Below are 17218 nucleotides of genomic sequence, written 5' to 3'. Positions count from 1 at the left end.
CCGTCTCCGCCACCGTGGCCTCCCTCGGGCTCGGCCGCCCACGGTAACACCAAGCATTTGCTTGGGATAGTTCGGACGGGTCAGCCGAACCAGACCACCAGCCGGACGTTGCCGGGCCCGTGCACGTCCGCCAGCACCTCCATGATCTTCCAGACCGGATTCCAGGTCGTGTCGTCGACCGCGTCCCGGCGGCGCGCCCGGTCGGCCCGGTACACCGCGCTCCCGTCGGTCCACTCGCGCCGCTCGGTCCAGTCGGCGAGGCCGCCCTCGCTCGTCTCGACGTCCACCCGGCCGGTGAAGGCGGTGTCCCACAGGTACGTCCCGACCAGCTCGAGCGTTCCGTCCTCCCGTCGCCGGTAGTGCCGGACGCGGCTGTCGGGGCGCTCGGACGGCTCGTCCCAGTCGATGCCCGCCAGCTCCTGCCAGCCGATCCAGGTGTGCCCGGACAGCCCCTCGTGCTGGGCGGCGCGGGTCTGCGGCGAGACGTCCAGCGGCAGGCCGCGCGCGCCGGCGACCGGCCGGAAGCCCAGCCGCTCGCGCACGCCGAACAGGCAGCCGAACGCCGGGTCGGACCGGCCGCCGTACACGTCCCGCAGATCCAGCACGCCGCGCCAGCGGTCGAGGGGGTCGCTGCGCATCCGGCACTCGAAGAATCCGTGAATATCCGTCGTCACACCGACATCGTCACCCTGTCGGCGGCAAATGGCACGATCTGTGCCATGGCTGTCAAGGAGTTGGACGAGGACACGCTTCAGCGTTGAATCGCGCCCCTATGTGCGCTCTGTGAGAAGGTGATCGCTGTCAGTTCTGGTCGCAGACTTCCCCCGGCCGCCGCGCCCGTGCACTGACACGTAGGGTGGAGGCGGTGTCGGTGTCGACCGAATGGGGGAGTGATGGCGTTGCATTCCATCCCTGTGCGGCCGGGCAACTTGCGTGAGGTGGCCGAGCAGATCGAGCGGGCCACCGGGCTGCGGGTCGAGATCGTGGGAGGCACCCTGATGATGTCGCCGACGCCGCGTGGCAAGCATGCCGGGATTGTCCGGCGGCTCCGCCTCCAGCTGGAACCTCGGTTGCCGGGGAGTCTGGGGGCCTACGAGGTGTCATCGGTCGCCATGCCCGGAGATGACGACGACTACGTGACGCCCGACCTCGCCGTCCTGCCCGTCGAGTGGGACGAGGCCGAGACGTGGATCGCCGACCCCGACGACGTCGCGCTCGCGGTGGAGGTCAACTCTCGGCCGGGTGACGGCAAGGAGGACTGGTACTCGCGCGCCGGGGTGGAGAGGCTCCTCGTCGTGGATCCCGGCAAGGGTGTGTGGCGGCTGCTGGCGCTGCCTGATCGCGCGGGAGAGTGGGGTGACGTGACCGAGGGGCACTTCGGTGACGACATCGAGCTCGGAGTGTTCGATGCGCGGTTGAGCACGGACGGGCTGCCCCGCTACGACAGGTGACGTGGGCTAGGTGAACTGTTGGCCGGCGTTGACGTCGAGGGTGGCGCCGGTCGTGGCGGCGGCCTGGTCGGAGGCGAGGAAGATGACGGCTCTGGCGACGTCCTCCTCGGTGGCGATGCGGCGGAGGGCCATGGCGGCGGTGTCGCGGGCCCGGACGGCCTCGTAGGTGGTGTTCTCGGCCTCGGCCCGGGTGCGCATCCAGTCGTCGAGGACGTCGGAGGCGATCCAGCCGGGGGCGACGCAGTTGACGCGGACGCCGGACGGGCCGAGTTCGTCGGCGAGGCAGTGGGAGAGCAGGTGGACGGCCGCCTTGCCCGCGGCGTAGTCGCTGCGTCCGGCGTAGCCGGTGCGGGACGACATGGACGTGACGTTGACGATCGAGCCCGTCCCGGCGGCGACCATGTGCGGGGCGATGTGGCGGCAGGCGAGCAGGGTGCCGTAGGCGGCGATCTCGACCGCTTTGCGCCACTGTTCGAGGTAGGCGGCGTCCATGTCGAGGACGTTGCGGCGGTGTGAGCCCGGGAAGGCGGCGTTGACCAGCACGTCGACGCGTCCGTAGTGGGCGGTGACCGTTTCGGCGAGCCGCTCGGCCTGGGCGGGGTCGGAGATGTCGGTGGGGACGGGCAGGGCCCGGCGGCCTTCCGCCTCCACCTGGCCCGCGATGGTCTTCAGGGTGTCGGCGCGGCGTGCCGCGAGGGCGACGTCCGCGCCCTCGCGGGCCATCAGGACCGCCAGGGTGCGGCCGAGGCCGGGGCCCGCGCCGGTGATCACCGCGATCTTGCCGTCCAGCATCATGCCCATTAACGTACCAAGCGCTAGCTAGGTGATGCTGCGGAGGTGCGGATGGGCGTCACCCTCGCGACCGACGTCGGCGGGACGTTCACCGACGTGGTGCTGACCGGGCCGGACGGCCGCGTCGTGGTCGCCAAGACGCTGACCACGGCGGACGACCCGACCGAGGGGTTGCTGCGCGGGGTCCGTCGGGCGCTCGCGGACGGCGGCGTCCCGGCGGGGGTGGTCACCCGGTTCGTCCACGCGACGACGCTCGCGACCAACGTGATCCTCGAGCGGACGGGCGTGCCGGTCGCGTTCGTCACGACCGAGGGGTTCCGGTCGATGCTCGCGCTGGGACGGCAGGCGCGCGTGGAGGAGGACCGGTACGACCGGTTCTTCGTGCAGCCGGAGCCGCCCGTCCCGCTGACGCACACGTTCGCCGTGCCCGAGCGGATCGACGCGTCCGGCGCCGTGCTCACTCCGCTGGACGAAGCGGCCGCCGAGGTCGTGGCCGGTCGGATCGCGGGGCTGGGTGTCTCGGCCGTGGCGATCTGCCTGCTGCACTCGTACCTGAATCCGGCGCATGAGCGGCGGCTCGCGGAGATCGTCGCGGCGCGGCTGCCGGACGGCACGCCGGTCGTCGCGTCCTGCGACGTGTGGCCGGAGATGGGGGAGTACGAGCGGGCCACGACGACCTTGATGTCCGCCTACGTCGGACCGGTCATGGCCGCCTACCTGCGCAGACTCGAAGAGCGGTTGCGGGGGATCGGGGTCGTGGCGCCGGTTCGGGTGATGGAGTCGGCGGGCGGCGTGCTGCCCGCGGCGCTCGCCGCCGACCGCGCGGTGTACACGATCGAGTCGGGGCCCGCCGCCGGGGTCGTGGCCGCGGCGCGGCTCGGCGCGCGGCGCGGTCTCGCCGATCTGGTCTGCTTCGACATGGGCGGGACGACGGCGAAGGCCGGGCTCGTCCGGGGCGGGCGTCCGGGCGTCACGCACGAGTTCCAGGTCGGCGGCAAGGGCAGCCACGGCGGGCGGCGGCCCGGGACCGGCGTCCCGATCAAGGTGCCTGCGATCGACCTTGCCGAGGTCGGGTCGGGCGGCGGGTCCATCGCCTGGGCGGACGCCGGGACCCTGCGCGTCGGCCCGCGCTCGGCGGGCGCGGATCCGGGGCCCGCGTGCTACGGACGCGGCGGAACCCTTCCGACCGTGACCGACGCCGACCTCGTTCTCGGCTACCTCGCCCCGGACGGTTTCGGCGCGTTCCACCTGGACGCGTCGCTCGCGCGGGCCGCGATCGAGGAGCACGTGGCGCGTCCGCTCGGCGTGGACGTGATCAGCGCGGCCGCCGCGATCCACGACATCGCGGGCGCGCAGATGGGCGCGGCGGTGCACGTCGTGACCGTCCGGCGGGGCATTGACCCGCGCGGATTCACGCTGGTCGCGCTGGGCGGAGCGGCTCCGACGCACGTGGTCGGGCTGGCGCAGCGGTTCGGGATCGGACGGGTGCTCGTCCCGCCGCACGCCGGGGTCGGCTCGGCAGCCGGACTGCTGCACGCCGACCTCGCGATCGAGCGGGCGCGCACGTTCCTCGCGCCGGTGTCGCGGCTGACGTCCTGCTCGGCCAGCCGCGACACGCTGGGGGAACTGGCCGACCTGCTGAAAGAGCTGGAACGGGCCGCCCGGACGGATCTTTCCGCGAGTGGCGAGGCCGAGGTCGTCCGGTCGGTCGGGATCCGGTTCGTGGGGCAGGCGCACGCGTTCACGGTCGAGTTGGCGGCCGGGCCGGTCACGCCCGAGACCGTCCAGCGCGCGGCCGAGGAGTTCTACAAGCGGTACCACGAGTCGTACGGCATCGACCTGCGCGATCCCGTTGAGCTGACCACCGCGCGCGTACGAGTGACCCTTCCCGGGGACGCTCAGCCTTCAGTGCGGATGACTCCCGTGCCGTCGCCTACTGCGTCCCGTCGGGTCTGGCTCTCGGGCGAGTGGGTGGACGTGCCGGTACGCGCGCGCACGAGCCACGCGCCTGGCGAGACCTTCGACGGGCCGTGTGTGGTCACCGAACCGCAGTGTTCGCTGCTCGTCCCGTCCGGGTGGCGCGGCACTGTGGACGACGAGGGCGCGATCCTCCTGGAGGCCCGGCCATGACGTTCCCCGACCTGACCGCCGAGATCCTGCGGAACGCGCTGTGCGTCGCGGCCGAGGAGGCCGGGATCGTGGTCGTCCGGTCCGCGTACTCGGCGTTCATCGTGGAGGGCGCTGACGCGGCGGCGGCGATCCTCGACGCGCGCGGACGGCTCGTCGCGCACTCCCTGTCGACCGCGCTGATCCAGTGCGCCAGCCTGCGCAGCGCCCTGCCGTTCCTCCTGGACGCGCACCCGTCCGAGACCATGGAACCGGGCGACGTGTTCGTGCTGAACGACGTCTACCAGGGCGGCATCCACGCCAACGACCTGCTGGTCTTCCGGCCGGTGTTCGTGGACGGGACGCCCGCCTACTTCACCGGGACGCTCATCCACGTCGCCGATCTTTCGGGACTTTCCGCAGGTGGGATGGCCTCCGACGCGTCCGATGTGTTCCTCGAGGGGCTTCAGCTGCCGCCCGTCCGGATCGCGACCGCCGAGGGGCTCGTCGACGACCTCGTGCGCGTGCTCGCCGCGAACAGCCGCACGCCCGAACGGCTCGTCGGCGACCTGCGCGCGCTGATCGCCGGGGCCAACGTCGCGGCCCGGCGGCTCACGGAGATCATCGAGACGTACACGCCCGACGGGCTCGCGCGCGGCGTCGCCGACTACCTCGCGCACACCGAGCGCCGCATGCGCGACGGCCTCGCGGGCATCCCGGCGGGCACGCGCCGCGCGTCCTACGCGCTGGACGACGGGCACATCGTCCGCGTCGCCGTCACCTCGGACGGCGCGGGCGCGCTCGCCGTCGACTTCGACGGGACCGACGAGCAGGTCCCGCTGCCGGTGAACTCGGGGTTCTCGCAGACCATCGGCGGCGTCCTGTACGCGGTGCGGTGCTTCGTCGACCCGGCCCTGCCGATGAACGAGGGGTGTTTCACGCCCGTCGACGTCCGCCTGCCGCGCGGCACGCTCGTCCACTGCACGCCCCCGTTCCCGGGCGGCGGACGGTTCGGCACGGTCGCCGCCGCCGAGGAGGCCGTCCTGTCTGCGATCGCCCCGGACGGCGCCGCCGCGTCCGGGATCCTCCAGGCGTTCAGCATCAGCGGCGTCCGGACGCCCTGGCTGCACATGGCGTTCGACCTCGGCGGCACCGGAGCCCGCCCGGACGGCGACGGCGTCGACGCCACGGGCGCGCTGTTCGGCGGCGGACGCAACATCGTTCCGCAGGTCGAGCCCGTCGAGGCCCGGCTGCCCGTCCGGATCGAGGAGGTCTCCCTCATCCCCGACTCGGGCGGCCCCGGACGGCACCGGGGCGGCCTCGGCACCCGGACCGTCCTGCGCGTGCTCGACGACGCCCGCGTCGACACGCGCGGCGACCGCCTGCTCCGGCCGCCGCCCGGAGCGTCCGGCGGGTCACCCGGACGAGCGGGCTCCTACCGGCGCGAACGCGTCGACGGGCGGATCGAGCCGCTCGGCAGCAAGGCCACCCGCCAGCCGCTCGCCGCCGGGGAGGCCCTGATCGTCGAGACGTCCGGCGGCGGAGGCCACGGCCCGCCCGGGGAACGCGCCCCCGAAGCCCTCACACGCGACCGCGCCGACGGGAGGACCACATGAAGTTCGGCATTCCGCTCGGCCTCGTCCACCCGGCCGCCTGGAAGGACCTGGCGGTCGCCGCCGACCGCGCCGGGTTCGAGTCGGTCTGGCTCGCCGAGCACCTGGTCTTCGCCACCGACCTCTCCACGGCCACGTACCCCGACACGGACAAACCCGGCATCAACCCGGCGACCCCGCTCTACGACGCCCCCGCCTACCTGTGCGCCCTCGCCGCGCTGACCAGCCGCGTCCGGCTCGGCACGGCCGTCTACCTCTACGGACTGCGGCACCCCTTCACCGCCGCCCGCGCCTTCGCGACCCTCGACCAGATCTCCAACGGCCGCGCGATCGTCGGCGTCGGCGCGGGCTGGTACGAGGGCGAATGGCTCGCCGCCGGCCTCGACTTCGGCACCCGGGGCCGCCGCCTGGACGAGGCCCTCGCCGTCTCCCGCCGCCTCTGGACCGAACCCGCCGTCGAGCACCGCGGCGAGTTCTACGCCTTTCCCGAGGTCGCCTTCGAGCCGAAACCCGTCCAGCCGCACCTGCCCGTCCTGGCGGGCGGCGAGTCGAAGGCCGCCCTCCGCCGCGCCGCGGCCCTCTGCGACGGCTGGATCTCCATGCCTCAGACCGTCGACCGGATCCGGCCGCAGATCGAGTTGCTGCGCGAACTCCGCGAGAAGGCCGGACGCGGCGACGAGCCGTTCGAGATCACCGCGCACGCCTACGCCCTCGAGGACCCCGCCGAGGTGGCCGAATGGGCGGGGCTCGGGGTCGACCGGCTGATCGTCCGGCCGTGGCGGCGATCCCGGGACGCCGTCGAGAGCGTCACGGCCTTCGCCGAGGGCTACGGGCTCGCGGACAACATGTGACATCCCTCCCCGTGTGCCCCGATGCTGACGTACCGTGCGGACCATGGCGAGTGTGCTCGTGGTGGAGGACGATCCGGACGTCCGCACCGCCCTGATCCGTGAGCTCGGCGCCCGCGACCACGTCGTCCGCAGCGCCGGGACCGCGATGGACGCGCTGCGCGAGGTGACCCAGCGGCCGCCCGACGTGGTCGTCCTCGACCTCGGGCTGCCCGACCTGGACGGCGGGGCGGTGCTGAAGATGCTGCGCGGCGTCTCGGACGTCCCGGTCGTCATCGCCACCGCGCGCGACGACGAGCCCGAGATCGTGCGGCTGCTCAACGCGGGCGCGGACGACTACCTGATCAAGCCGTTCTCGGCCGAGCACCTGTCGGCGCGGCTGGCCGCGGTGCTGCGCCGCGCGGCGCGGTCCGGGCCGCCGGTCCGGCTGCGGGTCGGCGGGCTGGACATCGACCCGGACCGGCGCGAGGCCGCGCTCGACGGCGCGCCGCTGGAGCTGACCCGGCGCGAGTTCGACCTGCTCGCCTACCTCGCCGCCCGCGCCGGACGCGTCGTCGCGCGCCGAGAACTGCTCGCCGAGGTGTGGCGGCAGCCGTACGGCGACGACCAGACCATCGACGTGCACCTGTCCTGGCTGCGGCGCAAACTGGGCGAGACCGCCGCGAAACCCCGCTACCTGCACACCGTCCGCGGGGTCGGCGTCCGCCTGATCGGCCCGTGAGGACGGTGGCGAGGGCGTGAGGGCGGTGGCGTGAGGCGGACGCTGGTCGTGGTGGCGCTGGCGGCGTCGGCGATGACCGCGCTCGCGTTCCTCATCCCGCTCGCGCTGCTGATGCGGGACACCGTGCACGACCGGGCGGTGAGCGCGGCCGAGCGCCAGGCCGCCTCGATCGTGCCGGACCTCGCCGCCGCGCGCGCCCCGAACGACTTGGAGCGCGCCATCGCGGCCCAGCCCGCGGGGGCGGCGCACCGCATGATCCTGCACCTGCCGGACGACACGACCGTGCCGCCGTCGGGCCGCCGGAACGCCACGTCCGCGCAGGTGCAGGCGGCGATCGGGCACGGACGCTCGACCACCGTCCCGGTGCCGGGCGGCGAGTCGCTGCTCCAGCCGGTGTCCCTGGCCGGCGGCCGGGGCGTGGTGGTCGAGGTGTTCCTGCCGCGGTCGGAGCTGACACGCGGGGTCGCGCGGTCCTGGCTGGTGATGGGCCTGGTCGCGGGGGTGCTGGTCGGCGGCGCGGTGCTCGCGGCCGACCGGCACGGCGCGCGGGTGATCCGCGCGACGCGGCGGCTCTCGGACACCGCGGCCGCGTTCGGCGACGGCGACCTCGGGGCCCGCGTCGTCCCGGACGGCCCGCCCGAGGTCGCCGAGGCCGGGCTCGCGTTCAACGCGATGGCCGACCACGTCGTCCAGCTGCTGGCGGCGGAGCGGGAGATGGCCGCGGACCTGTCGCACCGGCTGCGCACACCGCTCGCCGCGCTGCGGCTGAACGCCGAGGCGCTCGGCGGCGGGCCGGTCGCCGACCAGACCCGGGAGGCCGTGGAACGGCTGGAACGCGAGGTGGACCAGATCATCCGGACCGTCCGGAAGCCGACCGCGCGGGGCAGCTGCGACGCCGCGAAGGTGCTGCGCGACCGCGTCCGGTTCTGGTCCGTCCTCGCCGAGGACGAGGGCCGGTCGTGCGAGCTGATCGACGCGGACCGCCCCGCGCCGCTGCCACTGCCGGGCAGCGAGCTCGCCGCCGCCGTGGACGCCCTGCTCGGCAACGTCTTCAAGCACACCGCCGAGGGCGCCGCGTTCGTGGTCACCCTGCACCAGGGACGCGGCGTGACCGGGATCCTCGTCGCGGACGCCGGAACCGGTATCGCCGACCCCGAGGCGGCGCTGCAACGCGGCCGGAGCGGCGGCGGTTCGACCGGGCTCGGCCTGGACATCGCCCGCCGCGCCGCCGAGTCCACGGGCGGCCACCTGCGCATCCACCGCTCCGCCCTCGGCGGGGCCCAGATCCAGATGTGGTTCCGTACCCGCTGGCTGCCGCCGCAACGACGCTCCCGGCGCCTCGTCCGGCGGCGGCACTCCCGGTCCGCGCGCTCGGCCGGCGGACCGGGACGGGACTGAACCCGACCCGCCGGGTCGGGCGGCCTAGATCTGGGTGACGGAGAGGCCGTTGCCGTCCTGGTCGCGGAAGGCGAACATCGGCGGCGCACCCTCCCAGAACAGGACGTCGTCGGCGTCCACGCCCTTGGTCACCAGCTCGGTGTGCAGCGCCTGCGCGTCGGCGGTCGCGAGCCGGATCTCCGTGCTGCGCCCGGCGGGCGACAGCTCGCTCGCCGGGACCAGCGCGATCGTGGTCGGCGACCCGGCCGGGGCCACCTCGATCCAGCGTCCGCCGAACTGCCCCAGCGGCACGTCCCGCCGCTTCTCCATGCCGAGGACGCCGACGTAGAAGTCGACGGCCTTGTCCTGGTCGGTGACGGGAACGCCCGCCGCCCAGATTCCGGTGATGCCGCTCATGCGGTCCTCCTTGCTCCGATCCGTGCAAGGGGAGACCCCCGGACGCGTCAAAACTCATCGGACGCGCGCGACGGGCGCTCCGCGACTCCGCCGGTCAGATGATCGCGAACCCGTGCCGCTCCGCCAGCCCGTCCAGCTCGGGATCGCCGAACCGCTCCCGCATCGCCTTGAACGCCAGCGCCTTGTCCTCGCCGAACCGTCCGACCTTCACCGTGTAGCTCGCCGCGGACACGAACACCGGAGGCGTCGTCTTGCTGTGGAACTTGTCCGCGTACATGACGACCGCCTCCTCGTCCGTCTCCGCCAGGAAGTCGGCCTCCGGCAGCGGCAGCCCCTGCTCCCGCACGTCCGCGCACGTGATCCCGACCCCGGTGTGATGCGAGCAGAACCGGCACAGCACCTCCGGCAGCCCTTCCTTCCGCAACAACTTCTCACCCAGCACCCCATGCCGGATGTAGTCGGCGGAGTCGAGCCGTCCGTCCGGCCCATAGAGCCGGTACACGCCGATGTCATGCAGCAACGCCCCCGCCCGGACCAGCGGACTGTCGCTGAACTGCCCGGCGATCCGAGCCACGATCTCGCAATGCGTGAACACCAGCTCGAACGCCTCAACCGAGGGAGCGTGCTTCTCGTGCAGCCCCCGGATCTCCCCATCAGACGGAACCCGCATCCCAAAAGCCTAAGCGACCCCCACCGACACCTGGTCTTCAGTGTGAGCGTGTGCGGTGGGTGGGCCTAGGTCTGGCGCCACAGGACCTGGAGGTGGCGGACGCTCTCCTCGGGTTGCAGAGCCATGACGCTGATCTCGTCCCACAGCATCTGGTAGGCGTCGACGTCGGCCCTCTTGTCGAGGTACATGGCGGAGGTCAGCTGCTCCATGTAGACGACATCCGAGAGGCCGGCCTCGGGGAATCGGAGGATGGTGAAGGGGACGGTCACGGGCACGTCGCACATCGTGGAGGGCACGATCTGCAACGTGACATTGGGCAGCTTCGCCATCTGGGCGAGGTGGGCGAGCTGGCCGCGCATGGCCCTCCGGCCACCGATCGGACGGTGGAGCACGGCCTCGTCCACGACCGCCCACAGCTTCGGAGCCCCGGGCTCGACGAACCGTTCCTGCCGCGTCGCCCGAAGCCGGATGCGTTGCTCCACGTCCGCCTCCGGCGCCCGGGGGTGGCTCAGCCGGATGACGGCCCGCGTGTAGTCCTCGCTCTGCAGGAGCTCGGGCACCAGCCGGAGCTCGAAGCCGCGGATGACGGAGGCCGCCTCCTCCAGCCCCAGGTAGTTCTCGAACCACGTCGGCAGGACGTCCCCATAGGGCTGCCACCATCCGGGCGAGTTGGCATCCCGTGCGAGTTCCAGCAGCGGATCGCGGGCGGTGGGATCGGTGACGCCGTAGAGCGTGAGAAGGTCGGCGACGTCCCGTTCCTTGAACCCGACGCGGCCGAGTTCCATCCGGCTGATCTTGGAGTGCGAGGCGCGGATCTCGTAGCCCGCGTCCTCGGCCGAGATCCCCCGCCGTTCCCGGAGCCGCCGGAGCTGCGCGCCCAGCAGGATGCGCCGGACGGTCGGCCCGCCGCGGCTCTGGAAACTGGTCCACGAGGGGGTTTTCGCCTGAGCGGTCGCGACCAGCTTGTCAGGCGGTGGGGGCGTCAAGGGCCGTACCGCGTTCCCGCCGGCCGCGACCGGGCCTGGGGCGCCGGGCCCGGTCATGGACCTGTCCTGCTCCGGGACGATGGCGTCTGAAGGACGAGGTGGCGATCGTTCCCCGTTCTCCTCGGGTTCAGTGTCGCCGGTCAGGCGCAGGAGAGCGCTCGTCTTTCTCCAGTGCCGCTCCCATTCCTGGAGGTCGCCGTCGCAGGCGGCGACATAGGCGCGGGTGATTTCCCAGCTCGGAAATCGGCGTCCGGCGGCGGCCTCGGAGAGGGTGGTGAAGCCGTAGTAGGACCGCTTCGACATGGCCCGGTAGCCCAGTGCGCCCGCGCTCGCCCGCAGTTCCCGTAAGGCGACGGCGAACGCCGCGACGGGACCCGACTCCGGATCGAGCGGGTTCTCCGGACGCGCCATCAGCTGGAGGACGTCCGGAGAAGAACGGCGGCAGCGACCACGACCAGTGCCCACCACGGCTCGACGCCCCGCAGGATCAGTACGACCAGCAGCACCACGACGGGCGCGGCCCAGACATCGCGCACAGCCGGACGGGAGACGCACAGCGCGAATGCAGACGGAGAAGACACGGAAGCTCCCAATTGACGAATGGCTCGGGCGGGGGAATTGAGCGGGCGCGGTTCCTTCGGTCCTTCGCGGTTGCCGCCGCGAAGGGCGGTCCGCGCCCTTCTCGCGTTCATCGTGGCGGACGCCCACTCCATCCGGAAGCGATCTGGCCCGATTCGTTGTTCGGAGTCCGGACGGCCCGCGTGAATACCGCGGTCCCTTGGGTCCGGTCAAGGGGAAGTTGTTCGCACTTCCTCAGCTGAACCGGGCACATGCTCATGCAGAGGCACGAACGGCCCCCCGCGCTGAAACTCTGAACAATGAAGGCCGGTGACCATCGCGACGTTTCCGCTGGTCAGGGCTTTGTTGTCGCGCGGCCGTCTGCACGCGGTCGGAGTGAAGCCCGCTTGCGTACCGAACAACACGCCTCGGCGCTTACCGTGTGGGGGTCGATGGCTCCACGTTCGATGGCTCGGGCGGGGCACCACGACTTGGAAGGGCCTCCCGTTGCCGCGGGGGGCCCTTCATGTTCGCGCAGCTCATCCCCGGTGCCGGGCGCCTCGGAATAACGCCGGCTCAGGCGAAGCCTAAGGGAGGCTTAAGGGGGTTCTCCCGGCGTGGCGGGTTGCTTAGCGTGGCTGTTGGTCGGGAAATCCCGGCTTGGGCTTCTGTCGGAGACAGGTGATCGGCCCGTACGGCCCGTTCTGCCCCGCTCGGGGCCGTGCGGGCCGATCGCTTTTACTAGCCCTGGGCGTCGCGTCCGGCTACCGCGGGCGGGTCGGTGGACAGGCCGCTCAGGACGGTGCGGAGGGCGTCGGCGGTGCCGGCCGCCGACGGGTCGCCCGTCGCGAGCCGCCGCACCGCCAGGCCGTAGAAGAGGGCGACCACCGCGGGCGCGTGGTGTTCGGCGTCCTTGATGCCGAGCGCGGTGAGGATCTCGACGACGAGCCGGTCGTAGGCGGCGACCGAGCGGGCCGAGGTGGCGCGCACCTCCGGGTCGCGGGCGGCGTGCAGGTGCAGTTCGAGGTTGGCGATCTGGTGACGGTCGGTGGCGAAGCCGACCATGGCCTTCTCCACCTCGTCGGCGGCGCTGCCCGGGTCGATGTCCGTGTCGCGCAGCCGCTCCGCGTGCTCGGTGATGCGGGCGATCTCGTCGTCCACGAACGCGGCCAGGGCCTCCCGCAGCAGGTCGGACTGGCTGGGGAAGTGGTAGGTCAGCGATCCGAGGGAGACCCCGGCGGCGCGGGCGACGGCGCGGTTGGTGACGGCGCCGACGCCCTGCTCGGAGATGAGGTCCAGGGTCGCCTGGAGCATGCGGTCACGCGGGCTCTCGCCCGGGGTGCCGGTCGTCGGGGTGGCGCGCGCGGTGGTCATAACCGTTCCAGTCTTCCCCATCCGGACCGGGAGAGCTATCGTTCGTTCGAACGAACGACAACTGGAGAGGGGCCCGGATGGACGACTTCCTCGGTCTGGCCGAGCAGGCGGCTCTGCTGGCGGACGGCGCGGTCTCGTCGCGGGAACTGGTGGAGCGGTCGCTCGCCCGCATCGACGCGCTGGAGTCGTTGAGCGCGTTCCGGGTCGTCCGGCACGAGGCGGCGCGGGCGGAGGCGGACGCGGCGGATGAGCGGCTGCGGGCGGGGGAGCGGCTGCCGCTGCTCGGCGTCCCGGTCGCGATCAAGGACGACACGGACCTGGCGGGCGAGACCACGCCGTTCGCGGTCCTCGGCGACCACCGGCCCGTCACCGAGGACGCCGAGGTCGTCCGGAGGCTGCGCGCGGCGGGCGCGGTGATCGTCGGCAAGACGACGACCTGCGAGATCGGGCTGTGGCCGTTCAGCGAGTCGCCCGGGTTCGGCTGGGCGCGCAACCCGTGGAACACCGGTCGGACGCCGGGCGGGTCGTCCGGCGGGAGCGCGGCGGCGGTCGCCTCGGGCATGGTCGCGGCGGCCGTCGGGTCGGACGGCGCGGGCTCGATCCGCATCCCCGCCGCCTGGTCGCACCTGGTCGGCATCAAGCCGCAGCGCGGGCGCGTGTCCGGCTTCCCGAACCGCGACCCGTTCAACGGCATCACGGTCTGGGGCCCGCTCGCCCGGACGGTCGGGGACGCCGCGCTCATGCTGGACGTCCTGACCGGAAGCCATCCCGAGGACGCCTACCAGCTCGACCGCCCCGTCACGCCGTTCGCCGAGGCCGCGCGGCGCGATCCCGGACGCCTGCGCGTCGCCGTCTCGTTCAGGACCGCGTTCGGCGTGCCCGGGAGGCTCGACCCGGAGATCCGGCTCGCGGTGGAGCGGCTCGCGCGGCGGCTCACGGCGCTCGGCCACAAGGTGTTCCCCGCCGACCCCGACTACGGGCCGATCTTCATGGGCTTGGTGCCGCGCGGCACGACCGGCGTCGCGGACTGGCTGGACGCCATGCCGAACCCGCGTCCCGAGGCGCGCACCGAGGTGGAGGCGAAGATCGGCCGGATCGCGGGCCGCCGCCTGCTGCCGCTCGCCCGCCGCCTCGACCCGTACTTCCGGCGCCGGGTCGGACGGATCTTCCAGACCGCCGACGTCGTCCTCACCCCGACCACCGCGCAGCTCCCGCTGAAGGTCGGCGCGTTCGACGGCGCGGGCTACAACAAGACGCAGTCGGGCGTCGCCGCCGCGTGCCCGTACGCCTGGACGTGGAACGTGCTCGGCTGGCCGGGCGTGAACGTCCCGGCCGGGCTCAGCCGGGACGGCCTGCCGATCGGCGCGCAGCTGCTCGGCCACGACTCCGACGAGGCGACGCTGATCTCGCTCGCCGCGCAGCTGGAGTCGGTGGAGAACTGGGCCGACCGGCGTCCGGCCGAGACGCTCAGTAGCCCGATCCGGTGACCAGGCCGCCGTCCACGAGCACCTCGCTGCCCGTGCAGTAGGACGCGTCGTCCGAGGCCAGGTACGCCACCAGCCCGGACACCTCGCGCGAGTTCCCCAGCCGGCCGAGCGGCAGGCCCTCGATGAGGGCGTCCGCGCGGTCGGCGGTCGCGTCGATGACGTCCTGCTGCATCGACATCCCGGTGACGATCGCTCCGGGATGGATGGAGTTGACCCGGATGCCGTATTGGCCGAGTTCGCGCGCCGCGGACTTCGTCAGCCCGCGCACGCCGAACTTGGACGCGCTGTACGCCGACAGCCCGGCCGCGCCGATGAACCCCTCGGTGGACGACACGTTGATGATCGACCCGCCGCCGGACTCGCGCATCGCGCCGGTCACGGCCTTGATCCCCTGCCACTGGCCGAGCACGTTGACCTCGAGGATCGCCCGAGCCTCGTCGAGCGTCATCTCCTCGATCGTCTTGTGCTTGAGGATGCCCGCGTTGTTCACCAGGACGTGCAGCCCGCCGTAGGTCTCGACGGCCGTGCGCACGGCGTTCTCCCAGTCCTCGGGCCTCGTCACGTCCATCCGGACGAACCGGACGGCGTCCCCGAGGTCGGCGGCGAGCTTGGCCCCGGCCTCCTCAAGGACGTCCCCGATGACGACGCGCGCACCCTCGTCCACGAACCGCCGGACGTGCGCCTTGCCCATCCCGCGCGCGCCGCCGGTGACGATCGCGACCTTGCCGTCAAGACTTCCCATCGAGGGTCCTCCTCATCGCGGCCACCGCGCTCGCGGCGGCCTCCATGCTCCGGTAGACCGGCACGCCCGCCTCGCGCGCGACGGCCCGCACCTCGTCCTCGACGCCGGGCGGCGCGCACTCGGCGTTCCGGACGACCATCGTGATCCGGGCGTCCGGGGTCTCCGCCTGGAGCCGTCCGACCGCGCGCGCGTAGGCGACGAGCGGGTCGGCGCTGTCCCCGAAGGTGATGAAGCTCTGCACGTTGACGTGCGCGACGACGTCGGAGAACGCGCGGCGCTCCAGGATGGACGCCACGGCGTTCCGCACGAGATCGGGGTTGCCGCGCGGGCCGACCGGGATCTCGAGCGGGTTCGCGAGCGAGCTGCCCGCGCCGAGTCCGAGCGCTCGCAGGGCCTCGACGGCCGCTTCCGGGAACTGCGGCAGGTCGAGGGACGCGCCGTCGAACACGTCGGCGGCCAGGACGCTCGCGCCGCCGCTCGGCCCGATCACCAGCACGCCGTCCCCGCGCACCGCGCGATGTCCGTGCAGGTCGAGGGCGTCGAGCGCGCCGATCAGATCGTCCTGGCTCCGGACGATCGCGGTCCCGGTCTGGACGCCGAGCGCGGTCCAGATCCGGTCGTCGCCGATCATCCCGCCGGTGTGCGAGGCGGCGGCCGTCCGTCCCTGGTCGCTGCGTCCGCCGACCAGCGCGACGACCGGACGGCCCGACTCGCGCAGCGCGTCGAACAGCCCGCGCCCGTCGCGCGGGTCTTCGAGGTAGAGGCCGATCGCGGACGTGCCGTCATCGGCGGCGAGGTAGCGCAGCAGTTCGGCCGGGGTCACGTCCAGGCTGTTGCCGACCGTCGCGACCTTGGAGAAGGTCAGCCCGCGCCGCTCGCCCACCTTGATCACCTCGCCCGCGAGCCCGCCGCTCTGCGACACGACCGCGATCCGGCCCGGACGGCCCGGCTCGCCGCCGATGAACGTCTGCCCGCCCGCGGGGGAGTAGACGCCCATGCAGTTCGGGCCGAGCAGCCGCACGCCCGCCTCGCGCGCCGCGTCCGCGAGGTCGGTCTCGAGCTCCGGCTCGCCCATCTCGCGGAAGCCACCGCTCATGACCTGCACGAACGGGACGCCCGAAGCCTGCCGCACGACCTCCGCGCACTGCTTGGCGGGGACGGCGACCAGCGCGTAGTCGACGTCCGCCTCGGCGAGCGACGGAACGCACGGCACCCCGTCGATCTCCTCGGCCGTCGGGTGGACGGCGACGAGCCGCCCCGGGTATCCGACGGCCTTGTAGAAGGTGAGGAACATGTTCCCGAAGTTCGGCCGCTTCGTGGACGCCCCGACGACCGCGACCCCGCGCGGCGCGAACAGCCGGTCGAAGTCGGTGACCTGCGGTGACGCGGGCACCTCCATGGCGGGCGGGGCGAGGTCGTCCCGGCCGGTGAGCCGCGCGTCCACGGCCACCGCCCCGGACGGCCCGCAGATCACCGGGTTCAGCTCGAACTCGGTGAACCCCTCGCCCAGCGCCGTGACCATGTCGCTCATCGCGAGCAGCATCTTGACCAGCGCGCCCTTGTCCACGGGCGGCCGGCCACGGAAGCCCTCGAGCAGGGCCGAACCGCGCAGTTCGGACAGCATCGCGTGCGCGTCGGCCTCGGTGATCGGGGCCAGCCGCAGGGACGTGTCGCGCAGCGCCTCGGTCCAGACGCCGCCGAGCCCGACCATCAGGACCGGCCCGAATGCCGGGTCCCGCACCGCGCCGACGATCATCTCGACGCCCGGCTCCGCCTGCTCCTCGACCAGGAAGCCGTCCGGGACGATCCCCTTTCCGGCCAGTTCGTCGAGCATGTCGGCGGCGGCCGCCGCGGCCGACCCCGCGGAGCCGAGGCCCAGCCGCACGGCGCCCACGTCGCTCTTGTGAAGCAGACCGGGGCCGTACGCCTTGACGACCAGCGGCGGGGTCAGATCGGCGGCGGCGGCCTCGAGCTCGGCGTGGGTGCGCGCGGTCGCGCCGCGCGGCACGTCCACCCCGAAGCCGGAGATCCACGCCTTGACCTGGTGTTCGGGAACGTGACTCACAGTCCTCCTCA

At 73.0% G+C, this 17218-nt stretch carries 16 protein-coding genes; 7 read left to right on the top strand and 9 right to left on the bottom strand.

Annotated features, from left to right (window positions below):
- Nucleotides 1-80: 80 nt before the first annotated feature.
- Nucleotides 81-674: a hypothetical protein gene (locus AB0L06_RS40275; RefSeq protein ID WP_500236663.1), complete on the bottom strand. Its 594-nt coding sequence runs from the start codon at nucleotides 672-674 to the stop codon at nucleotides 81-83.
- Nucleotides 675-938: 264 nt separating this feature from the next.
- Between AB0L06_RS40275 and AB0L06_RS40270 the strand changes: the two genes are divergently transcribed.
- Nucleotides 939-1451, top strand: coding sequence for a Uma2 family endonuclease (locus AB0L06_RS40270; protein WP_500236662.1), 513 nt, complete (start codon nucleotides 939-941; stop codon nucleotides 1449-1451).
- A 6-nt stretch (nucleotides 1452-1457) separates the two neighbouring features.
- On the opposite strand, the gene AB0L06_RS40265 is transcribed toward AB0L06_RS40270, so the two are convergent.
- Nucleotides 1458-2246: an SDR family oxidoreductase gene (locus AB0L06_RS40265; protein ID WP_500236659.1), complete on the bottom strand. Its 789-nt coding sequence runs from the start codon at nucleotides 2244-2246 to the stop codon at nucleotides 1458-1460.
- 48 nt (nucleotides 2247-2294) lie between these two features.
- Between AB0L06_RS40265 and AB0L06_RS40260 the strand changes: the two genes are divergently transcribed.
- Genes AB0L06_RS40260 through AB0L06_RS40240 form a run of 5 tightly spaced genes read left to right on the top strand, consistent with a single transcriptional unit; the run spans nucleotide 2295 to nucleotide 8929 of the window.
- Nucleotides 2295-4373, top strand: coding sequence for a hydantoinase/oxoprolinase family protein (locus AB0L06_RS40260; RefSeq protein WP_500236657.1), 2079 nt, complete (start codon nucleotides 2295-2297; stop codon nucleotides 4371-4373).
- Entirely contained in the window at nucleotides 4370-5965 is a 1596-nt protein-coding gene (locus tag AB0L06_RS40255) for a hydantoinase B/oxoprolinase family protein (RefSeq protein ID WP_500236656.1), read from the top strand. Before AB0L06_RS40260 ends, AB0L06_RS40255 begins: the two co-directional genes overlap by 4 nt.
- Nucleotides 5962-6813, top strand: coding sequence for a TIGR03619 family F420-dependent LLM class oxidoreductase (locus AB0L06_RS40250; protein ID WP_500236654.1), 852 nt, complete (start codon nucleotides 5962-5964; stop codon nucleotides 6811-6813). The genes AB0L06_RS40255 and AB0L06_RS40250 overlap by 4 nt, the downstream gene beginning before the upstream one ends.
- 43 nt (nucleotides 6814-6856) lie before the next feature.
- On the top strand, nucleotides 6857-7531 hold the full coding sequence (locus tag AB0L06_RS40245) for a response regulator transcription factor (protein ID WP_500236653.1): 675 nt from the start codon (nucleotides 6857-6859) through the stop codon (nucleotides 7529-7531).
- A 30-nt stretch (nucleotides 7532-7561) separates the two neighbouring features.
- A complete protein-coding gene (locus AB0L06_RS40240; RefSeq protein WP_500236652.1) occupies nucleotides 7562-8929 on the top strand; it encodes a sensor histidine kinase in 1368 nt (455 codons plus the stop codon).
- Between the two features lie 24 nt (nucleotides 8930-8953).
- On the opposite strand, the gene AB0L06_RS40235 is transcribed toward AB0L06_RS40240, so the two are convergent.
- The 5 genes from AB0L06_RS40235 to AB0L06_RS40215 form a co-directional block, all read right to left on the bottom strand.
- Complete coding sequence (locus tag AB0L06_RS40235) at nucleotides 8954-9325, bottom strand: VOC family protein (RefSeq protein WP_500236650.1); 372 nt, start codon at nucleotides 9323-9325, stop codon at nucleotides 8954-8956.
- Between the two features lie 94 nt (nucleotides 9326-9419).
- Complete coding sequence (locus AB0L06_RS40230) at nucleotides 9420-9995, bottom strand: HD domain-containing protein (protein WP_500236648.1); 576 nt, start codon at nucleotides 9993-9995, stop codon at nucleotides 9420-9422.
- 65 nt (nucleotides 9996-10060) lie between these two features.
- Nucleotides 10061-11392, bottom strand: coding sequence for a Sco1979 family transcriptional regulator (locus tag AB0L06_RS40225; RefSeq protein WP_500236646.1), 1332 nt, complete (start codon nucleotides 11390-11392; stop codon nucleotides 10061-10063).
- Nucleotides 11392-11517: a hypothetical protein gene (locus AB0L06_RS40220; RefSeq protein ID WP_500236644.1), complete on the bottom strand. Its 126-nt coding sequence runs from the start codon at nucleotides 11515-11517 to the stop codon at nucleotides 11392-11394. Before AB0L06_RS40220 ends, AB0L06_RS40225 begins: the two co-directional genes overlap by 1 nt.
- Before the next feature lie 763 nt (nucleotides 11518-12280).
- Nucleotides 12281-12913: a TetR/AcrR family transcriptional regulator gene (locus tag AB0L06_RS40215; RefSeq protein ID WP_500236641.1), complete on the bottom strand. Its 633-nt coding sequence runs from the start codon at nucleotides 12911-12913 to the stop codon at nucleotides 12281-12283.
- A 77-nt stretch (nucleotides 12914-12990) separates the two neighbouring features.
- Here AB0L06_RS40215 and AB0L06_RS40210 point away from each other — a divergent pair, with 77 nt between their 5' ends.
- Complete coding sequence (locus tag AB0L06_RS40210) at nucleotides 12991-14400, top strand: amidase (RefSeq protein ID WP_500236639.1); 1410 nt, start codon at nucleotides 12991-12993, stop codon at nucleotides 14398-14400.
- Here the strand turns inward: AB0L06_RS40210 and AB0L06_RS40205 are convergent.
- Nucleotides 14381-15142 carry a glucose 1-dehydrogenase gene (locus AB0L06_RS40205; RefSeq protein WP_500236636.1) on the bottom strand — a complete coding sequence of 254 codons (762 nt, stop codon included), beginning with the start codon at nucleotides 15140-15142 and terminating at the stop codon, nucleotides 14381-14383. The two genes, AB0L06_RS40210 and AB0L06_RS40205, sit on opposite strands and share 20 nt — an antisense overlap.
- Nucleotides 15129-17207: an acetate--CoA ligase family protein gene (locus AB0L06_RS40200; RefSeq protein ID WP_500236634.1), complete on the bottom strand. Its 2079-nt coding sequence runs from the start codon at nucleotides 17205-17207 to the stop codon at nucleotides 15129-15131. The genes AB0L06_RS40205 and AB0L06_RS40200 overlap by 14 nt, the downstream gene beginning before the upstream one ends.
- Nucleotides 17208-17218: the final 11 nt, after the last annotated feature.

Source organism: Spirillospora sp. NPDC052269, from assembly GCF_040679435.1.
Taxonomy (GTDB): Bacteria; Actinomycetota; Actinomycetes; order Streptosporangiales; family Streptosporangiaceae; genus Spirillospora.
The sequence above is the reverse complement of the archived record's forward strand: the minus strand, read 5'-3'. Positions and strand labels throughout refer to the sequence as shown.

What these genes read in the sequence shown, in the direction of transcription:
- AB0L06_RS40265 (WP_500236659.1), bottom strand. Translation starts at nt 2,246, where the DNA reads ATGATGCTGGACGGCAAGATCGCGGTGATCACCGGCGCGGGCCCCGGC.
- AB0L06_RS40260 (WP_500236657.1), top strand. Translation starts at nt 2,295, where the DNA reads ATGGGCGTCACCCTCGCGACCGACGTCGGCGGGACGTTCACCGACGTG.
- AB0L06_RS40255 (WP_500236656.1), top strand. Translation starts at nt 4,370, where the DNA reads ATGACGTTCCCCGACCTGACCGCCGAGATCCTGCGGAACGCGCTGTGC.
- AB0L06_RS40250 (WP_500236654.1), top strand. Translation starts at nt 5,962, where the DNA reads ATGAAGTTCGGCATTCCGCTCGGCCTCGTCCACCCGGCCGCCTGGAAG.
- AB0L06_RS40245 (WP_500236653.1), top strand. Translation starts at nt 6,857, where the DNA reads ATGGCGAGTGTGCTCGTGGTGGAGGACGATCCGGACGTCCGCACCGCC.
- AB0L06_RS40235 (WP_500236650.1), bottom strand. Translation starts at nt 9,325, where the DNA reads ATGAGCGGCATCACCGGAATCTGGGCGGCGGGCGTTCCCGTCACCGAC.
- AB0L06_RS40230 (WP_500236648.1), bottom strand. Translation starts at nt 9,995, where the DNA reads ATGCGGGTTCCGTCTGATGGGGAGATCCGGGGGCTGCACGAGAAGCAC.
- AB0L06_RS40225 (WP_500236646.1), bottom strand. Translation starts at nt 11,392, where the DNA reads ATGGCGCGTCCGGAGAACCCGCTCGATCCGGAGTCGGGTCCCGTCGCG.
- AB0L06_RS40215 (WP_500236641.1), bottom strand. Translation starts at nt 12,913, where the DNA reads ATGACCACCGCGCGCGCCACCCCGACGACCGGCACCCCGGGCGAGAGC.
- AB0L06_RS40210 (WP_500236639.1), top strand. Translation starts at nt 12,991, where the DNA reads ATGGACGACTTCCTCGGTCTGGCCGAGCAGGCGGCTCTGCTGGCGGAC.
- AB0L06_RS40205 (WP_500236636.1), bottom strand. Translation starts at nt 15,142, where the DNA reads ATGGGAAGTCTTGACGGCAAGGTCGCGATCGTCACCGGCGGCGCGCGC.